The sequence below is a fragment of the Pseudomonas sp. genome, from assembly GCF_030690725.1.
GTDB lineage: Bacteria > Pseudomonadota > Gammaproteobacteria > Pseudomonadales > Pseudomonadaceae > Aquipseudomonas.
The window spans coordinates 48,687-74,665 of record NZ_JAUYGD010000037.1 but is presented as its reverse complement, the minus strand read 5'-3'; the positions used below and the strand labels follow the sequence as shown (position 1 = coordinate 74,665).

Sequence of the window (25,979 nt, the reverse complement as noted above, 5' to 3'; positions counted from 1 at the left end):
CTTTTGCGTTGCCGGCAGGATCAGGCGCGGCGACGGAACAGCGGCAGCGGCTGGTCCGTGGAGGCCTGATAGACCTCACTGAACTCCTCGAAAGCTTTCAAGGCATCCAGTGGATCTTTGTCTTCACGCAGGGCGAAGGCATCGAAGCCTACGCGCAGATAAGAGAACAACTGATCGCGCAGCACATCGCCGATGGCGCGCACTTCGCCTTTGTAGCCGTAGCGGTTGCGCAGCAGGTAGGCGGTGGAGCAGTGGCGGCCATCGGTGAAAGCAGGGAAGTTCAGTGCGATGACCTGGAAGTTATCCAGCTGATCGGCGATTTCCTCGATTTCCTCACCCGCGTCCAGCCACACGCCCAGGCCGCCATCGCGGGCCTTGAGCGCGGTGCTGTGCTCGACCCACAAGGCCAACGGCACGATCAGGTCGTCGCAGTTGGGAATGCCGTCCAGCGTGGCGTCCTTGGGTAGCAGGTGCCAGCTTTCGTCGATCAGCTGACCGTTCTTAATGATTCGCTGCATATACGCGCTCCTTGAACGGGTCGACGCCGATACGGCGGAAGGTGTCGAGGAAACTCTCTTCTTCGGTGCGGCGCTCGACATAAACCTTGACGATCTTGTCGATCACATCGGCCATGTCCGCTTCGGCGAAGGAGGGGCCGAGGATCTGCGCCAGGCTGGCGTCACGACCGGCGCTGCCGCCGAGCGACACCTGATAGAACTCTTGACCTTTCTTGTCCACCCCGAGGATGCCGATATGGCCAACATGGTGGTGACCGCAGGCGTTCATGCAACCGGAGATATTCAGGTCGATATTGCCGATGTCGAACAGGTAATCCAGGTCGTCGAAACGGCGCTGGATGGCTTCGGCAATCGGGATCGACTTGGCGTTGGCCAGCGAGCAGAAGTCGCCACCCGGGCAGCAGATGATATCGGTCAGCAGGCCGACGTTCGGCGTGGCGAAACCGTTTTCACGCAGCTCGCCCCACAGGGTGAACAGCTGCGCCTGCTCGACATCCGCCAGAATAATGTTCTGGTTGTGGCTGTTACGCACCTCGCCAAAGCTGTAGCGGTCGGCCAGGTCGGCAATCGCATCAAACTGCTTGTCGGTGACATCGCCTGGCGCCACACCGGTCGGTTTCAGCGACAGGGTGACAGCAACGTAGCCGGGCTTTTTGTGCGCGAAGGTGTTGCGCTGACGCCAGCGGGCAAAGCCTGGGTGTTCGGCGTCCAGGACAGCCAGTGCGGCATCCTGATCGTCGAGGGCTTTGTAGCTTGGGTCGATAAAGTGCGCGGCAACGCGGGCCACTTCGGCTTCGGTCAGGGTAGTCGGGCCGTCTTTCAGGTGAGCCCACTCCGCATTCACCCGCTCGGCGAACACTTCAGGGGTCAACGCCTTGACCAGAATCTTGATGCGCGCCTTGTACTTGTTATCGCGACGGCCATAGCGGTTGTACACACGCAGGATGGCGTCGAGGTAACTGATCAGGTGCTGCCACGGCAGGAATTCGTTGATAAAGCTGCCAACGATCGGGGTACGGCCCAGGCCGCCACCGACGGATACGCGGAAGCCCAGCTCACCGGCATCGTTCTGCACCGCTTCCAGGCCGATGTCGTGCACTTCAATCGCAGCACGGTCGCTCACTGCACCGTTGACGGCAATCTTGAATTTGCGCGGCAGGTGGGTGAACTCAGGGTGGAAGGTCGACCACTGACGGATGATTTCGCACCACGGACGCGGATCGATGATTTCATCCTTGGCCACACCGGCGAACTGGTCGGTGGTGGTGTTGCGGATGCAGTTGCCGCTGGTCTGGATGGCGTGCATCTGCACGGTAGCCAGCTCGGCGAGAATGTCAGGCACATCTTCCAGATCCGGCCAGTTGAACTGCACGTTCTGACGGGTGCTGATGTGTGCGTAGCCCTTGTCGTAGTCACGGGCAATCTTGGCCATCATGCGCACTTGGGCGGACGACATCAGGCCGTACGGCACGGCAACGCGCAACATGGGCGCAAAGCGCTGGATGTACAGGCCATTCTGCAGGCGCAGCGGGCGAAATTCTTCACCGCTCAGTTCACCGGCGAGGTAACGGCGGGTTTGATCGCGGTACTGCTTGACGCGGTCTTCGACGATTTTCTGGTCGTACTGGTCGTATACGTACATGGGGTGTCCTGTTATCAGGCTTTTACAGCTAATCAGCGCGCACGGCCGCGCACTCCCTGCGGAGCCGGAGGAAGATACCAGCTCAGGGTTATGCGCAAAAGTGATGTTTGAGTATATGGAAAGAACTTAAAGGGATAAGACGGCCGTTGAACATAGCCCCACGGCTTGAGTAAGCGGGCATGCTGGTCTTAACTGCACAAGACGATTCACCCATAAACACAACAAGAGGGGTAGTCCATGAGCGAACACAGTGAACCGGATAATGCTGACAGCGTGGTCGATGCCAAGGCTATTTTCGCCTTGATTGTGATTTTCGTTGTCACCGCGGTGTTCTGGGTCAGCCAGCAATAAGACCTAGCAGCGGCTAAAGCAAAAAGCGGGCACTCGTTAACGAGTGCCCGCTTTTTATTGCCCGCAAGGTAGGGCTGCTATTCATTGGCAGCTGAGGCTGTCGGCCTGGCGATAGAGCATAAGCAGCTTGCGGGTAATGGACTGCTGAATATCGTCACGCTCGAAGGTCGATAGTCGCGTCAGGCGGCCGACCTGCAGACGATGCAGGTGAATGTAGGGCATCTGCTGATCGAACTCGCGCAGGTCGCCCTTCATCATGATCGGCAGAAAGATATCGCCGGCCTTCTTCTGGTTGCTGATGATCTGCGCCAACGCCGGTTTGAACGGCATGGTTTTCGGTGCCGGGCCGCCTTCCTTGATCATCGTCGTCAGCAGCAAGCCTGGTTTGCGCAGGACCACGCCGGGCAGCACGCACAATCCGGTTTTGCGCACAGCATGCGCTTCGATGCCATGCAGGGTGTCGTGGAAGGCGTAGGGGTTGGGCAGCACCACCATCTTGCGGCCCATATCGCTGGGGAAGTGCAGGTCGTAGTTGGTGTACAACTGGCGCGTTGACTCCGAGTAGACGCACAGGCGGTTCTCGAACAGTTTGATAAAGCGTTCCGCCAGCTCGCGGCGGGCGATGCTGTCCAGATCCCAGATCAGGTCCTGGTTCTGTGGTTTGCTCAGGTCGACTTCCTGGTGTTCCATATCGCTCATTGCGTTTTCATACCCTGAACTGCCCAAGCAGATGATTGAGCTGCTCGGCCAACTGACCTAGGTGTTGCCCGGCATCACTGGATTGTTGCGCCGCCAGGGCGTTGTTATGGGCCAGGCTGGCTGCCTGGGTGACATTCTGGTTGATGTCTTCGACCACGTGCGATTGTTGCAGTGTCGCGCTGGCGATGGAAGCGTTCAAACCGGTGAGATTGCGCAGCCCGCTGGCGATCAGCGTCAGGCTGGCGCCGGCCTGGCTGGCTTGCTCGATGGTCAGCTGCGAGGCCTTGCTGCTGTCGTTGATAACCTTGACCGCGGCTTCCGAGTTGCCTTGCAGGCGCTCGATCATGACCTGGATTTCCGCCGTGGATTTTTGCGTACGCTGCGCCAGCAGGCGCACCTCATCGGCTACCACGGCAAAGCCACGGCCTTGCTCACCGGCACGGGCGGCTTCGATGGCGGCATTGAGTGCCAGCAAGTTGGTTTGTTCGGCAATCGAGCGGATCACCTCCAATACGCTGCCGATCTGCGTGCTTTCCTGGGCCAAGGCCTGAATCACCGTCACGGCCTGGTCGATGGTGCCGGACAGTTCGTTGATCTGCCGCAGGCTCGCTTCAATGCTTTGCTGGCCTTGCAGGGCTTGTTCTTCGGCCGAGTGCACTTCGGATGAGGCATGCTCGGCGTTCTTCGCCACATCCTGCACGCCGTACGTCACTTGATTGATCGCGGTGGCGACCAACTCCATTTGCTGCGACTGCTGTTCGCTGTGCTGCTGGGCCTGGCCGGAAACCTCGCCGAGGTTGCGCGCGGCGGCATCGAGCTGGCCGGCAGAGTCGAGGGACTGCTTGATCACCAGGCGCAGCTTGTCGGTAAAGGCATTGAAGTGGCGGGACAGGGCAGACAACTCATCGTTGCCGTGGGTATCGAGGTTGCGCGTCAGGTCACCATCGCCGCTGGCGATATTGGCCATGGCGCTGACTGCTTGCTGCAGGGGTTGAGTGATGCTGCGTACGATCAACACGATCAGCAGGGCCACCAACGCTGCAATCACCAGGCCGATCAGCATGGCTTTCAGCGCTTGGGCCTGAAACTCGGCCTGCACATCATCGACGTAGACGCCCGAGCCGATAATCCAGCCCCAGGGCTGGAACAGTTGCACATAAGACACCTTGGGCACGGGGTCGCTGGCGCCCGGTTTGGGCCAGCGGTAATCGACCTGGCCGGCGCCCTGGCTTTTGCTGATGGCAACCATTTCATTGAACAGCGCTTTGCCATCAGGGTCCTTGAAGCCCGAGAGGTTCTGGCCCTCCAGTTTGGGGTTGGTCGGGTGCATGACCATCACTGGGGTCTGGTCATTAATCCAGAAGTACTCCTGGCCGGCGTAGCGCAGGCCGCGGATGGTTTCCATCGCCTGCTTCTGCGCATCCTCGCGGGGCAGGCTGCCGGCAGCTTCCAGGGCGTGATAGTGCTGCAGAATGCCGGAGGCGCTCTGTACTACGTGCTGGGTTTTCTCGGCTTTGGCGGCGTACAGATCAGCATGGATCTGCTGGAGCAACAGTGCGCCCTGAATAATCAGCATGACGATGGCAACGACCAGAATCAGCCAGAGGCGACGGTTAATGGGCAGGCTGCGCAGGCTATTCATGGGTATTCTCCCTTGTTGTTTTACGCCTCTTATAGGTCAAGAGCGTTTATTGGCTACGTTAGACCTTAGGCTAATTGGCAGATATGCAAAGTGTAGGTGAGCTATGCCGTGGGGCTCTCTGTGCTGTGAATAGGGGCGGAGCGCCGCGGCATGCGCTAAATGCGCAGGTTCTCTGCTAGGATTTGCGCCGTAGCGAGTTAAGTGCGTGATTTACTTATTTATTCTGTCCGACAGGAACCTTTTCTAAAAAAATCGGTCGGACGCCCTCACACGTTCATCATCATATTTTTTGCGGTTCGTGCTGGATAACGCACGTATTTAGGAGTGGGGATGGATCTTTGGGTTGCTGTTCAGGCGCTGATTCTGGGCATTGTGGAAGGCGTGACCGAGTTTCTGCCGATATCCAGCACCGGCCACCAGATCATAGTTGCCGACCTGATTGATTTTGGCGGCGAGCGGGCGATGGCTTTCAATATCATCATCCAGCTGGGGGCGATTCTCGCGGTGGTGTGGGAGTACCGGCGCAAGATTCTCGACATCGTTGTGGGCTTGCCTAAAGAGCCACAGGCGCAACGCTTCACGGCCAATCTGCTGATTGCCTTCCTGCCGGCCGTGGCGCTGGGCGTATTGTTTGCCGACCTGATTCACCATTATCTGTTCAACCCGATCACCGTGGCGCTGGCGCTGGTGGTGGGCGGGGTGATCATGCTTTGGGCTGAACGGCGTACGCACCTGGTTCACGCCGAGAGCGTGGATGACATGACCTGGAAGGATGCACTGAAGATCGGTTTCGCCCAGTGCCTGGCGATGATTCCGGGGACTTCACGTTCTGGCGCGACAATCATCGGCGGCCTGCTGTTTGGCCTGTCGCGCAAGGCGGCCACCGAGTTTTCCTTCTTCCTTGCCATGCCAACCATGGTTGGTGCTGCGGTGTACTCCGGCTACAAGTACCGCGATCTGTTCCAGGCCAGCGACCTGCCGGTGTTTGCCATTGGCTTTGTCACCTCGTTTATCTTCGCCATGATTGCGGTGCGGGCGCTGCTCAGCTTTATCGGCAAGCACAGCTATGCCGCCTTTGCCTGGTACCGCATTGGTTTCGGCTTGCTGATTCTGGCGACCTGGCAGCTGCAGTGGATTGACTGGAGCACGGCGCAGCCGTGATTGCTGGCGCTGTATTCGGCGGATAAATAAAGGCGCACCCCAGGGTGCGCCTTTGTCATAGTGGCCTCGGTTAAATGGAGGCGCCTATGCATCAGCTTGAACAGCAAATCCTTCAGGTCAACGGTATCGACCTCAGCCTGTACAGTGCCGGCCCCGCCACTGGGCGGCCGGTCTGGCTGCTGCACGGCTTTCCCGAGTGCTGGCATTCCTGGCGCCAGCAGATTGCGCCGCTGACCGCTGCCGGTTACCGCGTGTTGATCCCGGAAATGCGCGGCTATGGCCAGAGCAGCGCGCCGCGTGATCCTGCAGCCTATGACCTGCTGACCATCTGCGCCGATATCCAGGCGGCCATGGATCAGTTCGGTCAGCAGCAGCAGGTGTGTGTGGTCGGCCACGACTGGGGCGCACCGATTGCCTGGCATTTAGCCCTGCTTGAACCTGAGCGAGTGCAGGCGGTGGTCGGGATGGCGGTGCCGTTTGGTGGACGGCCCAGGCAGCCGGCCATCGAGATCATGCGCCAGCTGTATGCCGGGCGTTTCCATTACATCCTGCATTTCCAGGAGCCTGGCGTGGCCGAGGCGGAGATGGATGCCGATATCCCACGCACTCTGAGGATGATGATGCACAACACCTCGGCAGCCGTGCCCAGGGATCACTTTCTGCAGGAGAAACCTGCTGGCGCTGGGCTGTTCGATGGTATGCAGGACCCCGGTACGCTGCCGGCCTGGTGTGACAGCACAGCATTTGATCACTATCTGAAAACCTTCGAGGGCCGCGGCTTCTATGGCGCGCTGAACTGGTATCGCAATTTCGAGCGCAACTGGCAGCGCACCGAGGCTCTGGCTGAGCGGCAGATTGAACAGCCGGCGCTGTTTCTGCTCGGTGATAAGGACCCGGTCGGCACCTTGGAGGCCTACACCCTCAAGCAGATGCCCAAACGCGTGACCCAGTTGCAACAGCATGTGCTGCAAGACTGCGGGCATTGGATTCAGAACGAGCAGGCCGAGCAGGTCAATCAGTTGCTGCTGGCGTTTCTTGCTCGGCATTTCCCCCGTTAAACCACAAGACCCCCCGTGCCGCATGGCTAGATCGGCTGATCCCAACGGCTAAAGGCCTCACTGATATGTTCGATCCACGCGCGCACGGCTGGCAGCATGCCGCGTCTGTGGGTGTACACCGCTTGTAGATTAGCGGCGGGCAGCGCCCAGTCAGGCAGCAGGCGGATCAGGCGGCCATCGGTCAGTTCATCCAGGCACAGGGGCGCGGGCAGCATGGTAAAGCCCAGGCCGCTCATGGCGGCGTGTTTGCGTACGTTGAAATCCTCGATGGCCAGGCGCGCTTCCAACACCACTTCCTGCACGCGCCCGCTGTCGTGCTGCAAGCGCAGGTGAATCTTGCGGTCCGCCTCCAGGGCGCCTAGCGCTGGCAGTGCAGCCAGATCATCTGGCGTGTTGATTCGCGCCTGCTGCAGCAAGGCCGGTGCGGCGACCATAAAAGCTTGTGCCGGACGCAGACGGCGGGTGATCAGCGTGGGGTCTTCATCCTCGGCGCTGCGCACGCGCAAGGCGACGTCCACCCCCTCGTTGAGCAGGTCGATACGCCGATTGGTCTGGATCAGCTCCAGCTGCACCTTGGGGTAGGCCGCGAGAAAACTCACTACCAGTTCCGAGAGCAGGGCGATGCCACCCGGCGCGCTGACCCGCAGGCGGCCGCGCGGCTCGCTGGTCAGGCTGGCCACGGTTTCCTCGGCTTGCTCGGCTTCCTGCAGCATGGCCTGACAATGGCGCAGGTAGCGCTCGCCGATATCGGTCAGCGCCAGTTTGCGTGTGGTGCGTTGCAGCAGGCGCGCGCCGAGGCGGTTTTCCAGCTCAGCAATCCGCCGCGACAGGCGTGATTTGGGAATGCCAAGGGTGCGCCCGGCTGCGGCAAAGCCGCCGGCTTCCACCACTTTGGCGAAGTAGAACAGGTCGTTGAGGTCATGCATGGTTTATCGTCCTATCAGTAGGACGAACTATCGCATTTACGCTGACTAATCGGCTATTGCTTTCATCGATAGTATCTCCAGCATCTTGATCGCCGCGGGGCGATCTCAATTTGGAGATTGTCATGAAACTACTGCACCTCGATTCCAGCATCCTCGGCGACTCGTCCGTTTCCCGCCAACTCAGCCGCGCCGTGGTCGACGCCTGGCTGGCCGCTGAGCCTGAAGCGCAGGTGAGCTATCGTGACCTGGCCAGCGATGCACTGAGCCATCTGTCCGCCGCCAGCTTGATCGCCGGTGGTACACCTGCGGAGCTGCGCGATGCGGCGCAGAAGCATGAAGTCGAGCTGGCGGAAGGCACCCTCAACGAGTTTCTCGCGGCCGATGCCATTGTGATTGGCGCGCCGATGTACAACTTCACCGTGCCGACCCAGCTCAAGGCCTGGATCGACCGGGTTGCCGTAGCCGGTAAGACCTTTGCCTACGACGAGAACGGTCCGAAAGGCTTGGCAGGCGGCAAGAAAGTAGTGATCGTGTCCACAGCGGGCGGCATTCACGCTGGCCAGCCAAGCGGTCAGGCCCATGAAGAGTATCTGCAGCTGGTGCTGCGTTTCCTCGGCATTACCGACATTGAGATCGTCCGCGCTGAAGGCCTGGCCTACGGTGAAGAGCCGCGCGCCAATGCGTTCGCGTCGGCGCAAGCGAAAGTCGCGGAGCTGTTCGCCACTGCCTGATTGCCCGGCATAAAGCAAAAAGCCCGCTCAATTGAGCGGGCTTTTTATTGGTCGCAGGTTACTGCCGGTTTAGACGATCACGCCCTGGCTGCGCAGGTAGTCATCGTAGGTACCGCTGAAGTCGGTGATGCCGTTGGCCGACAGCTCGATGATGCGAGTAGCCAGGGAACCGACGAACTCACGGTCATGGCTGACGAAGATCAGCGTGCCCGGGTAGTTTTCCAGCGCCAGGTTCAGCGCTTCGATGGACTCCATATCCAAGTGGTTGGTCGGTTCGTCCATGATCAGCACGTTCGGCTTCTGCAAAATCAGCTTGCCGAACAGCATACGGCCTTGCTCACCACCGGAGATGACTTTCACCGACTTGAGGATTTCGTCGTTGCTGAACAGCATGCGCCCCAGAGTGCCGCGGATCATTTGCTCGCCGGTGGTCCACTGGCCCATCCAGTCGAACAGGCTGACGTCGTCTTCGAAGTCGTGGGCGTGGTCCTGGGCGTAGTAACCCAGTTCGGCGCTGTCGGTCCATTTCACATGGCCGGCATCCGGGGTCAGTTCGCCGACCAGGGTGCGCAGCAGGGTGGTTTTACCGATACCGTTCGGGCCGATAATCGCAACGCGTTCGCCGGCTTCAACCTGGAAGCTGAAATTCTTGAACAGCGTCTTGCCGTCGAAACCCTTGGCCATTTTGTCGATCATCACGGCCTGGCGGTGCAGCTTTTTGTTCTGTTCGAAGCGGATGAACGGGCTGACGCGGCTGGATGGCTTGACCTCGGCCAGCTGGATCTTGTCGATCTGCTTGGCGCGCGACGATGCCTGCTTGGATTTCGAGGCGTTGGCCGAGAAGCGGCTAACAAAGCTTTGCAGCTCGTTGATTTGCGCTTTCTTCTTGGCGTTATCCGACAGCAACTGCTCGCGCGACTGGGTAGCGGCGGTCATGTATTCATCGTAGTTGCCCGGGAACAGGCGCAGCTCACCGTAATCCAGGTCAGCCATGTGGGTGCACACGCTGTTCAGGAAGTGACGGTCGTGAGAAATGATGATCATGGTGCTGTTGCGCTGGGTGAGGATGTTTTCTAGCCAGCGGATGGTGTTGATGTCCAGGTGGTTGGTCGGCTCGTCCAGCAGCAACACTTCCGGATCGGAGAACAGTGCCTGCGCCAGCAATACGCGCAGTTTCCAGCCTGGCGCGACTTCGCTCATCGGGCCGAAATGTTGCTCCAGCGGAATACCTAGGCCGAGCAGCAACTCACCGGCGCGGGACTCGGCGGTGTAGCCGTCCATTTCAGCGAACTCACCTTCGAGTTCGCCGACCTTCATGCCGTCTTCTTCGCTCATTTCCGCCAGCGAGTAGATGCGGTCGCGCTCGGCTTTGACCTTCCACAGCTCTTCGTGACCCATGATCACGGTGTCGATCACGCTGAATTCTTCGTAGGCGAACTGATCCTGGCGCAGCTTACCCAGGCGCACGTTCGGCTCCAGCATCACCTGGCCACCGCTCGATTCCAGGTCGCCGCCGAGAATCTTCATAAAGGTCGACTTGCCGCAGCCGTTGGCCCCGATCAGGCCATAGCGGTTGCCGCCGCCAAACTTGACGGAAACGTTCTCAAACAGGGGCTTAGCCCCGAATTGCATGGTGATATTGGCGGTGGAGATCACGAATCTTGGTCCAGATAAACGGGCGCACGGGCGCGAAAGGGGCGCGATTGTAGCGGTTTACGACTACAAAAGGCAGCTTATGGACCGGCGGGGATTAGGCGTGTTGATTCGTCAGCGTCTTGCGTGCGGTTCAATAGGCCGGTTTCCAATGGGGGGCTAACGCGATAGAAACGCTTGGTAGGTCACTTGAACTGTTGACTCTTCAGCAGTTGAGTGGCGCTGGAGGATCATTGTCAGTGAAAACTGAAAAGCTTTCTGGCGTAATCACCAACCTGCCACTGAACATAAACTTTTCATGAGTGCATGTCAGTCTGGAAGACATGCACATTACTCTTTATGGATTTAGAACTTGAACAAACTGTCTGAGATGCATTCTTTCGTCACCGTGGCGGACACCGGTAGCATTTCTGAGGCCGCTCGCCGTTTGGGTACGGCCAAATCGATGGTCTGCCAGCGGATTCAGCAGCTAGAAAAACGCTTGGGAAGCATCTTGCTAGAGCGTGGTCGGCAGACTCGACTGACTGAATCTGGCGAGGTTTTTTACCGTCATTGCATCAGTATCCTTGCTGATGTTGAGGATGCCGAAAACGCCGTTTTAACATCGCTTTCGACTGTTCGCGGGAGTCTGCGTGTTGCAGTGCCGATGGCTTTTGGTATGCGCTATCTGACGCCGATTCTGTCGTCTTTCGCCAGGCAGTATCCAGAGTTGGATTTGGACGTTGAGTTCGATGATCGGCGCGTCAACTTGCACGAAGAAGGGTTTGATGCGGCGGTGCGCATTGGTGAGCTGCCAGACTCTTCGCTAGTGGCCAAAACCATTACCCCCAACCGCCATATCATCTGTGCCAGCCCGGATTATCTGAATACTTATGGCACGCCGCAGATCCCACAAGACCTGGCCCAGCATTTCGCCATGCTCTACGTGAATCGCGAGCCTCATGGCATGTGGACGCTACCGGTGAACAACACATTGGAGTCATTCCGTGTGCGCTGCCGAATGCGTACCAATTGTGGCCATCAACTTATGGAGGCGGCCAAGGCGGGTCTTGGCCTCGCGATACTGCCTACGTTCCTGGCCGCGCAGGCCATTGTGGACGGTGAGCTGCGAGAGGTGCTGGAGCCCTATGCACCCCGTGGTGGCAATATTTCTGTGGTCTATCGTCAGTCGCAGCGAACCTCGCCCAAGCTTCGTGCGCTCAGTGGCTTCCTCAGTGAGCAGATCGGCAACCCGGCGATTTGGGATCAGATGCTGAGCGCCCATTTGCAGCCACCGTCTTGAGTCGTTCGAGAAAAACGAAACATCGATTCGTTTTTCTCTGGCTTATGAGGGTTTGAACCCTGACTTATCCTTTTTTCCAACAGGCGCATTACCTGCGTCTGACAGGAAGAAATGGAAGAAGACGGATGACAAATTCCTTAAACAACCCCACTCGTCGTGCTGTGTTGGCTGGTGGTGTCATGGCTGCAGCTACCCTTGCAGTGGGCAGTGGTTTAGCCCGTGCATTGGAGCCTGCTGACAAGTCCGGTAAGGGTGACGGGCAGCCTGGCGAATTCGATGTAATCATCGTCGGTGGTGGTTCGGCTGGCGCAGTGCTTGCCCGGCGGTTGAGCGAAAACACTGCTCGTCGAGTGCTACTGCTGGAAGCAGGGCACAGCTATAGCCCTGGAAGTTATCCTGCGCTTATTGCCAGCAGCGATGTTGTTGGTGCCAATGGCAATCCTGAATTTGAGTGGGGCTACAAGGCTCAGCCGGGATACATCAATCATGCCATCGGTGCTCTGCGCGGTAAGGTGTTGGGCGGGAGTTCGGCCATCAATGGCGCTGTGGCAATTCGTGCGCGGCCTACTGATTTCGAGCGCTGGGGGCTACCAGGCTGGGGCTATGCAGAGCTATTGCCATTCTTCAAGAAATTGGAAACCCACAGTGCCGGTGCTAGTCGCTTGCACGGCCATGATGGCCCTCTCCCAGTGCATCAACTTAGTGATGCCGATGTCACGCCAATGCAGCGGGCCTTTATCAGCGCGACAGTGGCGAATGGCTACACGAAAGTTGGCGACTTTGATGGTACGGATGCCAATGGTGTAGGGCCGTATCCGATGAATATCGTCAACGGTGTACGGGTCAACACCGGCATGGCCTATCTCACTGATGAAGTACGCAGCCGCGCTAATCTGCTGATCCGCGCCGATAGTCTTGTCGACAAAGTGCTTTTTGATGGTAAACGCACAATCGGTGTGCAATTGGCCGATGGTGAAAGACTCTTGGCCGGTGAAGTCATTCTGTCTGCGGGTAGCTACGGCAGCGCAGCGATCCTGTTGCGCTCCGGTATAGGTCCGAGTGAGGACTTGCGTGCCTTGCAGATCCCGCTGGTTGCTGAACTGCCCGTTGGGCAAAACCTGATGGATCATCCGTTTTACTACAATGCCTACGCGGCCAACCCTGAGCTAATTGGCAGTCAGTCGCCCGCCATTGGCGCCAAGCTGTGGACCCACAGCAGCACAGCCGAAAACGGCGATCTGGATCTGCACATCACCGCGACCCATTTGTTTCCCCATGAGCAAAGCCCGACGCAGGTTGGCTTTGTGCTCGCGGTCGCGCTGACTCGGCCGCTGTCGCGTGGCAAGGTGACCTTGGCCAGTCGCGATCCGTTTGTTGCACCGCGCATTGACCTCAATTTTCTCGCCGAGCCCAAGGATCGTCAGCGCCTGCTTGATGGCATTCGTCTGGCTCGCAAAATCGGCACAACAGCGCCGTTGAACACGCTGATTCATTCAGAACTCAATCCAGGCCCGGGCAATGACACCGACGAGGCGTTGCTTACCAGTGTCAAAGCCAGTCTTGATACCTATCACCACCCAACCTCGACGGCGCCCATGGGGCGACCGGGTGACGCACACGCAGTGGTTGATCTTGAAGCGCGTGTAATGGGTGTGCAGGGGCTACGTGTAGCGGACGCCTCGATCTTTCCCGACGTGCCCTCCGTGGCAACCAACATCACTGTGATTGCTGCGGCTGAGAAAGTCGCCAGCCTCTACGCTTAATAATCTAGGAATTACCTCTATGAATAACACCCCGGTTTTGAACTGGATCGATGGCCTGTGGCTGGACTCCGGCGTTTATAAAGACTCCATCGACCCGGCGACCTATGAACGCATTGGTCAATACGCTGAAGGTGGTTTGCATGAAGCGCAGCAGGGGATTGAAGCGGCTAAGCGCTCGTTCGCCGAGACGCCATGGAAAGATGATCGCAACTTGCGCGCCAAGGTGCTGCTGGAGTTGGCGGATGCCTTTGAGCGCAATGCCGAAGAGCTGATCGCAATACTTGCCCTGGAAAACGGCAAGATCAAACCCGAAGCCGCGTTCGAGGTCACTATGGTGCCCTCCAAGTTGCGCTACTACGCCGCTCAGGCTCGCGCTGAGTACGGTCGTGCAGCAGAGCCTAAACCCGGCAAAATTTCCCTGGTGATTCGTCAAGCCGTTGGTGTGGCGGGCATCATCGTGCCGTGGAACTCGCCAGTCGTATTGATGATTCGCTCCCTGGCACCAGCCCTGGCGGCCGGCTGTACCACTGTCATTAAAATGCCTGGGCAAACAGCTCAAACCAATGCGTTGGTGGCACGCATCATGAGCGAGTCTGTGTCACTGCCGCGTGGTGTCATCAACTTGTTTAGTGAGCATGGCGCCGCTGGTTCCATCCATCTGGTGGAGTCGCCCAAGGTTCCGGTGATCAGTTTTACCGGCAGCACCACAACGGGCCGCGCAATCTCCGCCGTCGGCGCGCAGTCGCTGAAGCGTTTTGGTCTGGAGTTGGGCGGGAAAACCCCCATGCTGGTGTTTAACGATGCCGACCTTGATGCAACAGTGCCAACGCTTGAAAAAGCCCTGACCGTATTCGCTGGACAGTTTTGTATGACGGGCTCGCGGCTGTTGGTGCAGCGCGATATTGCTCCTGCGTTGATCGAGCGTTTGGCCGCGAGGCTGCAAGCCGTGCGCGTGGGGCCCGCTGCCGATCCAAGCAGCGAGATGGGGCCTTTGATCGATAAGCCCAACGTTCAGCGGGTTAACCACGTGGTGGAAGAGGCCATCGCTGGCGGTGCTGAGGTCATCGTGCGCGGCGGTCCGGTTACCGAGGGACCTTTGGCCAGCGGCGCTTTCTACCGGCCAACATTGCTGCGGGTAACTGATCCCGAGATGCCTATTGTTCAGCGTGAGACGTTCGGTCCGGTGCTGACGCTGCAGGTGTTTGATAGCGAAGCAGAGGCGATTGCTCTGGCCAACAACAGCGAATTTGGCTTGGCCGCGAGTGTATGGACTCGCGATATCGATCGCTCTTTACGGGTTGCTCGCGAGCTGGAGGCCGGCACTGTCTGGGTCAATGATTGGGCAGTGGTCTACGACGAGTTCGAGGAGGGTGGTTTCAAACAGTCCGGCCAGGGCCGTTTGAATGGTGTGGCGGCGATGGATGATTTCGTTGAATACAAACACATCGCTCTCAATCCCGGCTTACGCCACCACTAAATCCCACTCGCTCGCCTGCGCACAGTGCTGCGTAGGCGGCAGCATGAGAACTATTTTATGAGTCGTATGAAAACCTTGCTGGAACCATTGCATGTAGGTCCTCTGACCCTGGCTAATCGCGTGTTGATGGCCCCTATGACCCGCTCACGCTCAGCTCAGCCCGGTGATATTCCAACTGCGCTGAACGCCCAATACTACGGACAACGTGCCAGTGCCGGATTGTTGATCAGCGAAGGGATGCCTATCTCGCCTGGGGCCAAGGGTTATGCCTATACCCCAGGTATTTATACCGAAGCTCAACAACTGGGCTGGAAGCAGGTCGTCGATGAGGTGCATGGCAATGGCGGTCTGATCGCTGCTCAGCTGTGGCATGTCGGGCGTATTTCTCACCACTCGGTATTACCCGAGCGACAGTTACCCGTTGCCCCTTCTGCCATCCGCGCAAAGGCCAAGACCTTCGCGTTTGATGCGCAAGGCGCCCCCGCCATGGTCGATTGCGACACGCCACAGGCATTGAGTGAAGAGAGTATTGCCGTGGTGGTGCAGGAGTTTGTCCAGGCGGCACTGTGGGCTCGTGAGGCAGGTTTTGATTTGGTTGAGCTACAAGGGGCGAACGGTTTTTTACTCGAGCAGTTTCTCTCTGTAACCACCAATCAGCGCAATGACCGTTACGGCGGCTCCCTGGAAAACCGCGCCCGATTTGTCCTGGACGTGGTTGATGCCGTTGCTGCAGTCGTCGGTGCGGAGCGCGTGGGTATTCGTCTCTCGCCTTGGTGTCCGCCAAGCGTTAACGATATGGACTTCAGTGTCGAAGCCCAAGAGATTACGTTGTACTTGGCCGAGGCCCTCAGTGCGCGGCGCATTGCCTATCTGCATTTGTCTGAGTGGCCTGGTGTGCAGTATCCCGTGGGCTTTCGTGCCCAACTGCGTGAGCTATTCAGTGGTGCGATCTTTGTCTGTGGCGGCTATCAGCAAACAGACGCTCAGGACATTCTCATGCAGGGCTTGGCCGATGCAGTAGCGTTCGGCAAACCCTTTATTGCCAACCCGGATCTGCCGCAGCGGTTTATCCGTGATGCTGAGCTGGCGCAGCCGGATAGCAATACCTTCTACGGCGGTGATGCCCGCGGATATACCGACTATCCAGTCCTGGCAACCCTGAGTTGAACCCAATGCGACTACCTCTATTTTTGCCCGGCGCAGCATTGGCATGGGCGATGGCAGCGCCCTTTGCCATCGCAGCAAACGAAGATGATTTTTCTCCTATGAATAACCTGACCCAACAGCAAGACAGTCTGTATGACGCATTGCTTGATGCGCTCTATGCAACCTTTGGTCATCACCCTGGCTTTCGTATTACTCATGCTAAAGGCGTTTTAATGCGCGGCATGTTTACTGCCACGCAAGATGCTGCGGTGTTAAGTCGAGCGGCCCATTTCCAGGGTCAAGCAGTTCCGCTGCAACTGCGGTTCTCCAACTTCAGTGGTTTGCCAGGTACTGCAGACGGTGACCCGATGGCCAGTCCGCATGGTCTGGCTGTGCGTTTCTCGCTACCGAGTGGCGAGTTCACGGATATTGTGACGCACTCGTTCGATGGCTTTCCGGTTGCCACGCCCGAAGACTTTCTCAGCTTTTTGCAAGGCATTGCCGCCAATGTCGCTACACCGCCTGATCCGTTGCCGCTGCAAGTATTCCTGGCCACTCATCCAAGGGCGCAGAACTTTCTTGAGGCAGCCAAACAGGTACCCAAAAGTTACGCCGCTGTGGAGTACTTCGGTGTCAACTCTCTAGTTTTCAGCAATGCGAAGGGCGAGCAGCGTATCGGCCGTTATCGCATTGAGCCACTAGTGGCAGAGGCCGTACTAGCTGAGCAGCAAGCCGCAGAAATGCCTGCAGATTATTTGCAGGACGAAATCGGCACACGCCTTGCCAGAGGGCCAGTGAAGTTGCGCTTGGTGGTGCAGTTGGCCGCTCCCGGAGACGCCATAGACGATGGCTCGATTCCGTGGTCACGCAGCCATCAAGAGGTGGAGCTGGGCATCCTCACCCTCGATGCTGTGGTGCCGATGGCGGAGCAACAAGCCACCCAGCAACGCCTTGATTTCAACCCCGGGCGATTGCCCGACGGTATCTCGGCAAGCCACGACCCGATGATTCAAGCACGCGCGCGAATCTACCAACGCGCTGTGCAACGCAGGCAACAACCATGAGTAATGAAACCGGTGTCAGTGTGATTGTTCATGAGGTTAGCCCGCAATATCAGGCGCTTTATGAACAATGGATGAGCAAGGCTATTGAGGCTCATCAAAATTTCCCCGGCTACTTGGCCACGGATATTGTTAAACCGGTAGGGCAGCAACTGCGCTACGCGATAATTCTGCGGTTTGTCAGCAAAGAGCACGTCCTGGCCTGGCTGAAGTCTGAGGTGCGCCAAGGCCTGCTGCGCGAGTCGTTACCATGGCTACGACAGGACTATTATCGCGCTGAGGATGACTCAAAGTTCTGGTTTGAGCCGTTGCAGGGGCGCGTCACTGTTGCCCGGTGGAAGCAATGGCTACTGTCTTGGGTGGTCGTGTTGCCGTTAACCGTGTTCATACCCTGGATAATGTCAGCCGTTCTTGAACGTACAGAGCTGGACCTACCGGCCTGGTTGTTTAAGGTCATGGTTGCCGGCTTGGTGTCTCTGGGCATGGTCTATTGGTTGATGCCTTGGGCGACACGTGCCCTGTCTCGCTGGCTGTTGCGCTGAGGGTTAGCCGTCAATGTGAATAGTGCTGCCGTTACGCTCAGCGTTTCGGCGGCGCCTTCAGTGTCTCTATTGTGCTCGGCTCCTGATCAGAACTCTGCGCCGTTCAACCTCAGCAGTAACGGCGCCGTTTGAATAACCGCAGGCTTACTGCGTGCAGAGGTCATTCGGCGGAATATGCTCCTAGTGGGCGATTTGATCTTAGCTTTAGTTTCGTATACGTTACATTTACAAACAAAGGTCGCGTATACGTAACATGGACTATCTACTTCTTACTCAGCGATTAGGCCAGCAGATCCGCGCGCGGAGGCTTAACCGTGGGCTGACTCAAGCTGGGCTTGCAGATATTGCCGGGCTTACGCGGCAAAAAGTCATTGCCGTGGAAAAGGGCAGCATTTCTGTGGGTATGACGGCCTATGCCCGCGTGCTGGGTGCTCTCGGCTGTGAGCTGTCGGTTGTGCCTGCCAGCATGCCGACGCTGGAAGAAGTGCAGGGGGTGTTTGAGTGAGCACGCCATTGCAGGTCAGCACGCCGGCAGGGGATAGCGGGCGAATCTTCACCAGTGCGGAAGACTACATTTTCCGCTATGCCGACCAAGCGACTGCAGGTGCCGCGATCAGCCTGCTGATGCCTGTGCGCATGGATGAGTATCGCCGCCGCGAACTGCACCCGATTTTCCAGATGAATCTTCCCGAAGGCTATGTGCTGGAACAGTTGCGTAACCGTCTGGCCAAGACCGTTAATGTCGACCCGATGCTGTTGCTGGCGCTTTCAGGCAGCAGCGCCCCTATTGGTCGGGTCTTCGTAAGTTCTCAGGCCGTCGATGCGTTATTGCTGCGCCAGCAGTTTCCCGGTGAACGCCTGGAGGAAATCCTCACCTGGGACGGTGCCGAGGACATTTTTATCGATTTGGTCGACCGCTACATTCTGCGTGCCGGCATTTCTGGCGTTCAGCCCAAGGTTCTGGTGCCGGAACATGCGGCGTCTGTGCCGCATAAATTTACGAGCAAAACCTCTGACTTGATCATCAAGAGCGGCCGCGATGAGTTTCCCGGCCTGGCGATCAATGAGTTTCTCTGCATGTCGATTGCCCAAGAAGCCGGCATTCCCACCCCGGAGTTCTACCTGTCAGATAACGCCAGGCTGTTTGTCATGCGCCGCTTTGACCGTGATGAGCAGCAGAACCCGATTGGTTTTGAAGATATGGCGGCACTGATGGGGCTATCTGCCGAGCAGAAATACAGCAAAAGCTACGCTGCCATCGCCAAAGCCATCCGCCTGTTCTGCCCGACGGAGCACCTGCGCAGTTCGCTTGATCAGCTGTTCGACAGCGTGGCCTTGAGCTGCATCGTCGGCAATGGTGATGCGCACCTGAAGAACTTTGGCTTGCTCTATTGCGACCCGACGCAGCGTGATGCGCGCTTGGCCCCGGCCTATGACATCGTCAATACCACCGCCTATATCCCGGACGATGTGCTGGCGTTGGATCTGCTCGGTAACAAGTCGCTGTTCGCTTCACGGCAAGGGCTGTTGGAGTTCGCCAAAACCTGTGATGTCGACCAGCCCAAGGCACGCATTCTGCGTTTGTTAGCCGCTCATGAAAGGGTGCTCGCGCGCTTTCCCGAGCTCTGCGAGCAAGCTCCCCAGGTGGCCGCAGCCATCCGGGCAAGCGCTCAGCCGTTTAGCCAGACGTTTGGCTGAAAGCGCTCAGCAACAGATGACGGGGCATGGGGGGCATCGGAGATGCCCCTGGCTGCCAAACAGGCCCCGTCACGAACGGCGGCTTATTACTGCCGCCTTCTGCCTATCAGTAGTGCAGCTTGCTGCTCCAGTCCGGGTAGTGCGCCGGGCGTTTGAGGTGCACGCGGAACTGTTCGGCATTGGCGGGTGAGCTGCTCCACAGGTACAGGTGCTCTTTCCAGCTGCCGGACGCCCAGTTTTGCAGGTAGTAGTCAGTGCCGCGCACCGTGTCGCGGTCGCGCAGGCGGATGTTGTCGCCATCCTTGAGGCAGCCGTTGTTGTTGGCCAGCTCGATGCGTAGCTGGTTGGATGAATCGCCTGCTTTCATGTAATAGGCGTAGTTACCGCCACCACCGCCCAGCCACCAGTTGAGCCAATAGCCCGGGTGGCGGCGCGATTCGACTTCAATGTAGTCGCCACTGCGGATGCAGAAGCTCTCCGGGTGGTACCAGTTGCGCAGGCTGAACAGGCTTTCTGGCTCCAGCCCGTTGCCGTTGATCTTCACCCAGTCGTTGGCCTTGCTGCTGCCGGCGCGCAGGGTTTTGCCGGTGGTGGTGCTTTGCAAGACCACTTCGCCGTAGAGGTTTTGCTGCGGCTTGCTGGCGCGGGTTGGCGTCGTGCTGTCGGCGCGGGTAAAGCCGGCTACCGGGGAATGATCGGAGTAGTCCTGAAATTGCCAGGTCGCGCCCGCCAGGTTGACCGTCCAGCGTGGCGCCGGGGTATCCAGGACCTGGTTGTGCCAGAACGGCAGTTGTTGGTGGTTGCGCGAAAGGAAGATGTAATCCAGGTATTCCGGGGCATGGTTGGGGTATTGGTAGTTGGCGATGCCGTTGCGTTTGGTGTCAAAGGTGGTGTCGCTGCCGGCATAGCTATCCGGTGCGTTGACCTGCAGGCGGGCGAGCATGTCGTGGTACTCGCTGCTGTCCTTGATGACGTTGAAGTCGCCGCCAATAAACACCAGCTGATCAAGGCTAATGCCGCGCGCGCTGATGAAGTTCTGCAGTTCATCAAACTGACTGGCCCGCACAGCGGTGCCTTTGCCATCCGGGCAACCGGTGTCCGCTGCCTGCGCATGAGTGCCGATGATATGCACGGCCTGGCCATTGCGATTGAGTTTGACGTAGACAAAGCCCTTGTTGGACAGGTAATCCGCCCCGCAACCCTGGCTGTAGACATATTGCACGCGTTGCTCGATTGGCCAGCGGCTGACGATGGCCACGCCGCCGTCTTCCGGGGTGGTGTCCGAATAGGCGCCCAGAGTGGCATCCCAGCCCGTGCGGCTACGACCGAGCACGGGCGTCTGAAACGGGTATTGGCTTTGCAAACCATTGAGCAGAATGGCCGACGCTGGGTTGTCGAACAGCTCGTTGAGAATCACTGCATCCTGGCCCTTGATATACGCCGCCTCAGCGATCAACGCCGCGCGCTGCTGTTGGCCCCAACCCGGCTTTATCGTGCTGGGCAGCAGGAATACGTTATGTGCCAGCAGTTTGAACTGCTCATCCGGGTTTGCCTGGGCAAAGGTCGGGGCGGATAGGGCAAGCGTACTGAAACACAGCAGTGGCAACAGGCAGCGATGCATAGGGTGGCCTCCGGGTAGGGGAATGGCCAGTCTTCCAGTCACCGTTAACCGCGAGAATGATCGAAAGGTGGGTGGGCTAGACCAGCGCCAGCGCAGTCTGCGTTGAGCGGGTTACAGCGGCATGACGTGGCTGTTACGAATCCGCTGCTGGTGGGTCGAGCAACAGAGCCAGCTTCAGGCGTTTGGGCAGTTTGGCTACCACCAGCTGATGGGAGCGCGTCAGCAGCTCGCGCAGTTCGCCATCGTTCAGTGGGTAGGGCGCGGCCATGCTGATCCAGCGAGCGCGCGCCAGATAAGGCGCAGGGCGGATGCCGGGACGGTCGCAATAGCCGAGAAACAGGTCGGCATCGACCTTGAAGGCCAGGCCGTCATGGCTACCCAGGTGGAACAGGGCGAACATTTTGTTCTCGGCCACCGAGAACACTCGCACGCCGCCCCATTTGATGTCCTCACGGGCACCCGGCAGGCTCAGGCAAAAAGCAGCAACGTGTTCAGGCGTCATAACGGGGTCACTCGCGGTAGAAGACCTGCACCAGATGGTAGCCAAACTGGCTTTTCACCGGACCGTGGACTTCACGCACTGGCTTTTTGAATATCACCTGATCGATGGCGCGCACCATCTGTCCCGGACGCACCTCACCCAGATCGCCACCTTTCTTGCCGGAGGGGCAGGTTGAGTATTTGCGCGCCAGCACGTCAAACGCCTCGCCGGCGGCAATACGTTTTTTCAGTGCGGCGGCTTCTGCTTCGGTTTTCACCAGAATATGGCGGGCCATTGCCTTTGGCATGACGGGCTCCTCGGATTTGGATGAACGTATTGTGCCAGTATTATCAGCCGCTTAGCGCTTGAACCTGGCACGCTCTGATTTTCCCAGGAGCGATGCGTAATCTTGGCCTAACGTAATAAATCCAACTCGCGGGAAATCTCGTTATGGACCTCAACGCCATGCTGAAAATCCTGTCCAGCCAGGACGGGTCCGACCTCTATCTTTCCACTGGTGCGCCGCCCTGCGCCAAGTTCAATGGCGTGCTCAAGGCGCTCAGCGCCGAGCCGCTCAAGGCCGGCGAGGTGGCAGCCATTGCTGATTCGGTGATGGATAGCGCGCAGCGTGAGGAATTCGAGCGTGAGCTGGAGATGAACCTGGCGATTTCCATTCCCAGCGTTGGGCGTTTTCGCATCAATATCTTCAAGCAGCGCAACGAGGTGTCGATCGTCGCGCGCAATATCAAGATGGAAATTCCCAAATTCGAAGACCTCAAGCTGCCGGAAGTGCTGCTCAAAACGGTGATGGAGAAGCGCGGCCTGGTGCTATTTGTTGGCGGCACCGGTTCGGGCAAATCGACCTCCCTGGCGGCGCTGATCGACTACCGCAACCGCAACAGCGGCGGCCATATCATCACCATTGAGGACCCGGTGGAGTATGTGCACAAGCACAAGAAGTCGATCATCAATCAGCGTGAGGTGGGGGTGGATACCCGCAGCTTCCACGCCGCACTGAAGAACACCCTGCGTCAGGCGCCGGATGTAATCCTGATCGGCGAAATCCGCGACCGCGAAACCATGGAGCATGCCTTGGCCTTTGCCGACACCGGCCACCTGGCAATCTCCACGCTGCACGCCAACAACGCCAACCAGGCGCTGGACCGCATCATCAACTTCTTCCCGGAAGACCGCCGCCCGCAGTTGCTCAATGACCTGGGCAACAACCTCAAGGCGTTCGTCTCCCAGCGCCTGGTCAAGACCATCGACGGCAAGCGCCGGGCGGCGGTGGAGGTGCTGCTGGGCACGCCGACCATTCGTGATTTGATCAAGCGCAATGAGTTTTCCGAGATCAAGGAGATCATGGAAAAGTCGAAAAACCTCGGTATGCAAACCTTCGATCAGGCGCTGATCGACCTGGTCAACGATGGCTCGATTGATGAAGAAGAAGCGGTGAAAAACGCTGACTCGGCGAACAACGTACGCCTCAAGCTCAAACTCTATCGCGACAACCCAGGCACCTCAGCACCTGCCGCTGCGCCCGCGCCAGCGGCCGCCGCACCGACGCCTGCTGCACCTGCGGCGCCCGCTGCTTCGGCGGGAGAGTGGGGGTTGGAGTTGAAGCTGGAAGATATTGAAGAAGAACAGCTGCCAGAGGACCCAGGGCGCAAAGGTATTTGAACACCGGCGCCAATAGAGCGGCTTACCGCTAGCGTTGTTCGGGGCGGTAGGCGTCCTGAATACGCTGGATCATGCCTTCGGCACGTAGCGCTTCAACGGCCTTGCGCAGATCTTCCTGCAACTGCGCATCGCAGTCTTTCGAGCAGGCCAGGTACATATCGGTACTGGCCAGCACGGGGCTCATCTGCAGTTTGTTGTTGCTTTGCGGCCATAGATACAGCCCTTCCGGCACGCCGGTAAACCAGGCATCGACGCGGCCCAGCTCGAGCATGCGCGCAGGGTTATCGCCAAGCTTAAGGCTGACAATCTGCGTTTCGCTAAAGCCTTCGCGCTTGAGGATTTCCATCTGTGCTGTGCCATGACCGACGGCAATACGCCGGTAACGCTGACGCGCTTCGGCAAAGTCGGCCACGGGCGCATCGAGGCTGAAGAAGGCGCGTTCAAGTGGCGAAATGGCTGCAATCCAGGTGTACAGCGCTTCGCGCTCGGGAGTACGCGAGAGCGGGATGATCAGCAGATTCTGCCCGCGACTGACCCGCTGCTGCGCCCGGGCCCAGGGGGTTACATGGATATGGCTGAGGTAGCCTGCGCGGGCAATCGCGGCCAATGCCACATCGCCGACCATGCCGTAGCCGCCCTGAAAGCTGACAAAGGTCAGCGGCGGCGCGTCCGGCATATGCAGCTCCAGCGGTTCCTGTGCTGTTGCGCTTAGGCTCAGCGAGGTCAGCAGTACAGCGAGACAGATCCAGCGCACAGCCACGGCAGCACTCCAACAACGACTGGATTGGAGTATAAGCACTGCGCGCCGGGCTCGGCTGGAGTTTTTGGTACTTCAGTCCCGCAGCTCTGCCAGGTCGCGGTACAGCTCCAGGGCCTGCGGGTTGGCCAGGGCGTCGGTGTTTTTTACCGGTTTACCGTGCACCACGTTGCGCACCGCCAGTTCGACGATCTTGCCGCTGATAGTGCGCGGAATATCCGCCACGGCGATGATCTTCGCCGGTACATGGCGTGGTGTGGTGTTGGCGCGGATCACCTGACGGATCTGCGTTTGCAGCGCGTCAGTCAGTTCGATTCCATCGCGCAGACGGACAAACAGCACCACGCGCACATCGTCGTCCCACTCCTGGCCGATGGCGATGGACTCCAGCACGGCTTCGACCTTTTCCACCTGGCGATAGATTTCCGCGGTGCCAATGCGTACGCCACCGGGATTGAGTACCGCGTCACTGCGGCCGTGAATCACTAGTCCACCGTGGGCGGTGATCTCGGCGTAATCGCCGTGGGCCCAGATACCGGGGAAGGTCTCGAAGTAGGCCGCCTGGAACTTGCTGCCATCGGCATCCTTCCAGAAGCCCACCGGCATCGAGGGGAAATGCTGCGCGCAAACCAGCTCGCCTTTCTCGCCCGTCACCGGCTGGCCTGCGTCGTTCCACACTTGCACATCCATGCCCAGGCCCTTGCACTGCAGCTCGCCACGCCACACCGGCAGCACCGGGTTACCGAGGGCAAAGCAGGAAACGATATCGGTGCCGCCGGAGATCGACGACAGGCAGATATCGGCTTTGATCTCGCGGTAGACGTACTCGAAGCTCTCGTGAGACAGCGGCGAACCGGTCGACAGAATGGCTTTAAGCCGTTGCAGTTTGTGCGTGTTGCCCGGCTTGGCACCGGCTTTTTCCAGAGCTGCGAGAAACTTGGCGCTGGTGCCGAAGATGCTGATGTTTTCCGCGTCGATCAGGTCGATCAGGCGCTCGGCACCCGGATGGAAGGGCGAGCCGTCAAACAGCACCAGAGTTGCGCCTAGAGCCAGGCCCGAGACCAGCCAGTTCCACATCATCCAGCCGCAGGTGGTGTAGTAGAACAGCGTGTCGTCGGCATGTAGATCGGTGTGCAGGCCGAGTTCCTTGACGTGCTGCAACAGGGTGCCGCCAGTGCCATGCACGATGCACTTGGGCACGCCGGTGGTGCCGCTAGAATAGAGGATATACAGCGGATGATCGAACGGCACCTGGGTAAATTCGGGCTCGCCACCGGCCTGGTAGAAGTCCTGCCATAGCGCGACCTTGGCCGTCGAATGGAAGTCGGCGGCTTTGGCCTGGGTATTGGAGTAGGGCACCACAATCAGCTGCTCAAGCGAGGGCAGGCGTTCGAGGATCTCATTGAGTTTGGTGGTCAGGTCGAGACTCTTGCCGGCGTAGCGGTAGCCGGCGGCGGCGATCAGTACCTTGGGTTCGATCTGGCCGAATCGGTCGATAACTCCTTGGGTGCCGAAGTCCGGTGAGCAGCTTGACCAGGTCGCGCCCAGGCTACTGGCGGCGAGCATGCCGACCAGGGTTTGCCAGGTATTTGGCATAAAGGCTGCGACGCGGTCGCCGCTGCCGACGCCGGCTGCCCGCAGGCTCTTTTGCAGACCGGCGACATGGGCGGCCAGCTCGGCGTAACTCAGTTGCTCGCGGCTACCGTCCTCGCCAATGGCGATCAGCGCAGGGTGGTTATCGCGGCGGCGCAACAGGTGTTCGGCAAAGTTCAGAGTTGCGCCAGGAAACCAGTGGGCGCTGGGCATGGCGCTGCTTTCTTGCAGCACGGCCTCGGGCTGTGCCCTAAAGCGGATCTCGAAGAACTCGACAATCGCTTGCCAGAAGCTTTCACGCTGCGCCACGCTCCAGGCGTGCAGGGCCGGATAGTCGGCCAGTTGCAGGCTGTGGCGCTGATTGACGAAGCGGCGGAAGCTGTCCATTCGTGTCGCCTCAATACGTTCGGCAGAAGGCGTCCACAGTGGCTGTTGCATCGTGCTTCCTCATCATTCTTGTTATGCCGGCGCGGTTAGCCGGCTTATTGCTGCAAGCC

At 58.8% G+C, this 25,979-nt stretch carries 23 protein-coding genes; 12 read left to right on the top strand and 11 right to left on the bottom strand.

What is annotated here, in order from left to right; all coding sequences use genetic code 11:
- Positions 1-20: 20 nt before the first annotated feature.
- The 4 genes from Q8O69_RS09530 to Q8O69_RS09515 all read right to left on the bottom strand — a co-directional run bounded on the left by Q8O69_RS09530 (position 21) and on the right by Q8O69_RS09515 (position 4,852).
- Positions 21-518, bottom strand: coding sequence for a DUF934 domain-containing protein (locus Q8O69_RS09530; protein WP_305591590.1), 498 nt, complete (start codon positions 516-518; stop codon positions 21-23).
- Positions 502-2,160 (bottom strand): nitrite/sulfite reductase, encoded by a 1,659-nt coding sequence (locus tag Q8O69_RS09525; protein ID WP_305591588.1) that lies wholly within the window; start codon positions 2,158-2,160, stop codon positions 502-504. The genes Q8O69_RS09530 and Q8O69_RS09525 overlap by 17 nt, the downstream gene beginning before the upstream one ends.
- 432 nt (positions 2,161-2,592) lie before the next feature.
- A complete protein-coding gene (locus Q8O69_RS09520) occupies positions 2,593-3,210 on the bottom strand; it encodes a hypothetical protein (protein ID WP_305591586.1) in 618 nt (205 codons plus the stop codon).
- 7 nt (positions 3,211-3,217) lie between these two features.
- Positions 3,218-4,852: a methyl-accepting chemotaxis protein gene (locus Q8O69_RS09515; protein WP_305591584.1), complete on the bottom strand. Its 1,635-nt coding sequence runs from the start codon at positions 4,850-4,852 to the stop codon at positions 3,218-3,220.
- Between the two features lie 330 nt (positions 4,853-5,182).
- On the opposite strand from Q8O69_RS09515, the gene Q8O69_RS09510 reads away from it, so the two are divergent.
- Together Q8O69_RS09510 and Q8O69_RS09505 are read left to right on the top strand one after the other, a co-directional pair.
- On the top strand, positions 5,183-6,013 hold the full coding sequence (locus Q8O69_RS09510) for an undecaprenyl-diphosphate phosphatase (RefSeq protein ID WP_305591582.1): 831 nt from the start codon (positions 5,183-5,185) through the stop codon (positions 6,011-6,013).
- An 86-nt stretch (positions 6,014-6,099) separates the two neighbouring features.
- Positions 6,100-7,071, top strand: coding sequence for an alpha/beta fold hydrolase (locus Q8O69_RS09505; protein WP_305591580.1), 972 nt, complete (start codon positions 6,100-6,102; stop codon positions 7,069-7,071).
- 26 nt (positions 7,072-7,097) lie between these two features.
- On the opposite strand, the gene Q8O69_RS09500 is transcribed toward Q8O69_RS09505, so the two are convergent.
- Positions 7,098-7,997: a LysR substrate-binding domain-containing protein gene (locus Q8O69_RS09500; RefSeq protein ID WP_305591578.1), complete on the bottom strand. Its 900-nt coding sequence runs from the start codon at positions 7,995-7,997 to the stop codon at positions 7,098-7,100.
- Positions 7,998-8,119: 122 nt separating this feature from the next.
- Here Q8O69_RS09500 and Q8O69_RS09495 point away from each other — a divergent pair, with 122 nt between their 5' ends.
- Positions 8,120-8,728: an FMN-dependent NADH-azoreductase gene (locus Q8O69_RS09495; protein WP_305591576.1), complete on the top strand. Its 609-nt coding sequence runs from the start codon at positions 8,120-8,122 to the stop codon at positions 8,726-8,728.
- A 69-nt stretch (positions 8,729-8,797) separates the two neighbouring features.
- On the opposite strand, the gene Q8O69_RS09490 is transcribed toward Q8O69_RS09495, so the two are convergent.
- The gene (locus Q8O69_RS09490; RefSeq protein ID WP_304869253.1) at positions 8,798-10,384 is read right to left on the bottom strand and encodes an ABC-F family ATPase; all 1,587 of its coding nucleotides are present in this window, start codon (positions 10,382-10,384) and stop codon (positions 8,798-8,800) included.
- Positions 10,385-10,733: 349 nt separating this feature from the next.
- Here Q8O69_RS09490 and Q8O69_RS09485 point away from each other — a divergent pair, with 349 nt between their 5' ends.
- From Q8O69_RS09485 to Q8O69_RS09450, 8 genes are all read left to right on the top strand, one after another.
- On the top strand, positions 10,734-11,663 hold the full coding sequence (locus tag Q8O69_RS09485; protein ID WP_305591574.1) for a LysR family transcriptional regulator: 930 nt from the start codon (positions 10,734-10,736) through the stop codon (positions 11,661-11,663).
- Between the two features lie 125 nt (positions 11,664-11,788).
- The gene (locus tag Q8O69_RS09480; RefSeq protein WP_305591572.1) at positions 11,789-13,426 is read left to right on the top strand and encodes a GMC family oxidoreductase; all 1,638 of its coding nucleotides are present in this window, start codon (positions 11,789-11,791) and stop codon (positions 13,424-13,426) included.
- Between the two features lie 19 nt (positions 13,427-13,445).
- Positions 13,446-14,903, top strand: coding sequence for an aldehyde dehydrogenase family protein (locus Q8O69_RS09475; RefSeq protein WP_305591570.1), 1,458 nt, complete (start codon positions 13,446-13,448; stop codon positions 14,901-14,903).
- Positions 14,904-14,960: 57 nt separating this feature from the next.
- Positions 14,961-16,070, top strand: a complete 1,110-nt coding sequence (locus Q8O69_RS09470; RefSeq protein ID WP_305591568.1) for an alkene reductase — start codon at positions 14,961-14,963, stop codon at positions 16,068-16,070.
- A gap of 5 nt (positions 16,071-16,075) precedes the next feature.
- On the top strand, positions 16,076-17,113 hold the full coding sequence (locus Q8O69_RS09465; protein WP_305591566.1) for a catalase family peroxidase: 1,038 nt from the start codon (positions 16,076-16,078) through the stop codon (positions 17,111-17,113).
- A complete protein-coding gene (locus Q8O69_RS09460) occupies positions 17,110-17,652 on the top strand; it encodes an antibiotic biosynthesis monooxygenase (RefSeq protein ID WP_305591564.1) in 543 nt (180 codons plus the stop codon). Before Q8O69_RS09465 ends, Q8O69_RS09460 begins: the two co-directional genes overlap by 4 nt.
- Before the next feature lie 253 nt (positions 17,653-17,905).
- Positions 17,906-18,157, top strand: coding sequence for a helix-turn-helix domain-containing protein (locus tag Q8O69_RS09455; RefSeq protein WP_304869251.1), 252 nt, complete (start codon positions 17,906-17,908; stop codon positions 18,155-18,157).
- Complete coding sequence (locus tag Q8O69_RS09450) at positions 18,154-19,350, top strand: type II toxin-antitoxin system HipA family toxin (protein ID WP_305591562.1); 1,197 nt, start codon at positions 18,154-18,156, stop codon at positions 19,348-19,350. The genes Q8O69_RS09455 and Q8O69_RS09450 overlap by 4 nt, the downstream gene beginning before the upstream one ends.
- Positions 19,351-19,456: 106 nt before the next feature.
- Here Q8O69_RS09450 and sph read toward each other — a convergent pair whose 3' ends face one another.
- From sph to Q8O69_RS09435, 3 genes are all read right to left on the bottom strand, one after another.
- The gene (sph, locus tag Q8O69_RS09445; protein WP_305591560.1) at positions 19,457-20,971 is read right to left on the bottom strand and encodes a sphingomyelin phosphodiesterase; all 1,515 of its coding nucleotides are present in this window, start codon (positions 20,969-20,971) and stop codon (positions 19,457-19,459) included.
- Between the two features lie 133 nt (positions 20,972-21,104).
- On the bottom strand, positions 21,105-21,473 hold the full coding sequence (locus tag Q8O69_RS09440) for an MmcQ/YjbR family DNA-binding protein (RefSeq protein ID WP_305591558.1): 369 nt from the start codon (positions 21,471-21,473) through the stop codon (positions 21,105-21,107).
- Between the two features lie 7 nt (positions 21,474-21,480).
- Positions 21,481-21,759, bottom strand: coding sequence for a peptidylprolyl isomerase (locus Q8O69_RS09435; protein ID WP_160014225.1), 279 nt, complete (start codon positions 21,757-21,759; stop codon positions 21,481-21,483).
- A 143-nt stretch (positions 21,760-21,902) separates the two neighbouring features.
- Here Q8O69_RS09435 and Q8O69_RS09430 point away from each other — a divergent pair, with 143 nt between their 5' ends.
- Complete coding sequence (locus Q8O69_RS09430; RefSeq protein WP_305591555.1) at positions 21,903-23,132, top strand: PilT/PilU family type 4a pilus ATPase; 1,230 nt, start codon at positions 21,903-21,905, stop codon at positions 23,130-23,132.
- Positions 23,133-23,160: 28 nt separating this feature from the next.
- Here the strand turns inward: Q8O69_RS09430 and Q8O69_RS09425 are convergent, their stop codons facing one another.
- Together Q8O69_RS09425 and Q8O69_RS09420 are read right to left on the bottom strand one after the other, a co-directional pair.
- Positions 23,161-23,892 carry an ABC transporter substrate-binding protein gene (locus Q8O69_RS09425; protein ID WP_304869241.1) on the bottom strand — a complete coding sequence of 244 codons (732 nt, stop codon included), beginning with the start codon at positions 23,890-23,892 and terminating at the stop codon, positions 23,161-23,163.
- Between the two features lie 72 nt (positions 23,893-23,964).
- Positions 23,965-25,920, bottom strand: coding sequence for an acetoacetate--CoA ligase (locus tag Q8O69_RS09420; protein WP_305591553.1), 1,956 nt, complete (start codon positions 25,918-25,920; stop codon positions 23,965-23,967).
- Positions 25,921-25,979: the final 59 nt, after the last annotated feature.

What these genes read in the sequence shown, in the direction of transcription:
- Q8O69_RS09530 (WP_305591590.1), bottom strand. Translation starts at nt 518, where the DNA reads ATGCAGCGAATCATTAAGAACGGTCAGCTGATCGACGAAAGCTGGCAC.
- Q8O69_RS09525 (WP_305591588.1), bottom strand. Translation starts at nt 2,160, where the DNA reads ATGTACGTATACGACCAGTACGACCAGAAAATCGTCGAAGACCGCGTC.
- Q8O69_RS09520 (WP_305591586.1), bottom strand. Translation starts at nt 3,210, where the DNA reads ATGAGCGATATGGAACACCAGGAAGTCGACCTGAGCAAACCACAGAAC.
- Q8O69_RS09515 (WP_305591584.1), bottom strand. Translation starts at nt 4,852, where the DNA reads ATGAATAGCCTGCGCAGCCTGCCCATTAACCGTCGCCTCTGGCTGATT.
- Q8O69_RS09510 (WP_305591582.1), top strand. Translation starts at nt 5,183, where the DNA reads ATGGATCTTTGGGTTGCTGTTCAGGCGCTGATTCTGGGCATTGTGGAA.
- Q8O69_RS09505 (WP_305591580.1), top strand. Translation starts at nt 6,100, where the DNA reads ATGCATCAGCTTGAACAGCAAATCCTTCAGGTCAACGGTATCGACCTC.
- Q8O69_RS09500 (WP_305591578.1), bottom strand. Translation starts at nt 7,997, where the DNA reads ATGCATGACCTCAACGACCTGTTCTACTTCGCCAAAGTGGTGGAAGCC.
- Q8O69_RS09495 (WP_305591576.1), top strand. Translation starts at nt 8,120, where the DNA reads ATGAAACTACTGCACCTCGATTCCAGCATCCTCGGCGACTCGTCCGTT.
- Q8O69_RS09480 (WP_305591572.1), top strand. Translation starts at nt 11,789, where the DNA reads ATGACAAATTCCTTAAACAACCCCACTCGTCGTGCTGTGTTGGCTGGT.
- Q8O69_RS09475 (WP_305591570.1), top strand. Translation starts at nt 13,446, where the DNA reads ATGAATAACACCCCGGTTTTGAACTGGATCGATGGCCTGTGGCTGGAC.
- Q8O69_RS09470 (WP_305591568.1), top strand. Translation starts at nt 14,961, where the DNA reads ATGAGTCGTATGAAAACCTTGCTGGAACCATTGCATGTAGGTCCTCTG.
- Q8O69_RS09465 (WP_305591566.1), top strand. Translation starts at nt 16,076, where the DNA reads ATGCGACTACCTCTATTTTTGCCCGGCGCAGCATTGGCATGGGCGATG.
- Q8O69_RS09460 (WP_305591564.1), top strand. Translation starts at nt 17,110, where the DNA reads ATGAGTAATGAAACCGGTGTCAGTGTGATTGTTCATGAGGTTAGCCCG.
- Q8O69_RS09455 (WP_304869251.1), top strand. Translation starts at nt 17,906, where the DNA reads ATGGACTATCTACTTCTTACTCAGCGATTAGGCCAGCAGATCCGCGCG.
- sph (WP_305591560.1), bottom strand. Translation starts at nt 20,971, where the DNA reads ATGCATCGCTGCCTGTTGCCACTGCTGTGTTTCAGTACGCTTGCCCTA.
- Q8O69_RS09440 (WP_305591558.1), bottom strand. Translation starts at nt 21,473, where the DNA reads ATGACGCCTGAACACGTTGCTGCTTTTTGCCTGAGCCTGCCGGGTGCC.
- Q8O69_RS09435 (WP_160014225.1), bottom strand. Translation starts at nt 21,759, where the DNA reads ATGCCAAAGGCAATGGCCCGCCATATTCTGGTGAAAACCGAAGCAGAA.
- Q8O69_RS09430 (WP_305591555.1), top strand. Translation starts at nt 21,903, where the DNA reads ATGGACCTCAACGCCATGCTGAAAATCCTGTCCAGCCAGGACGGGTCC.
- Q8O69_RS09420 (WP_305591553.1), bottom strand. Translation starts at nt 25,920, where the DNA reads ATGCAACAGCCACTGTGGACGCCTTCTGCCGAACGTATTGAGGCGACA.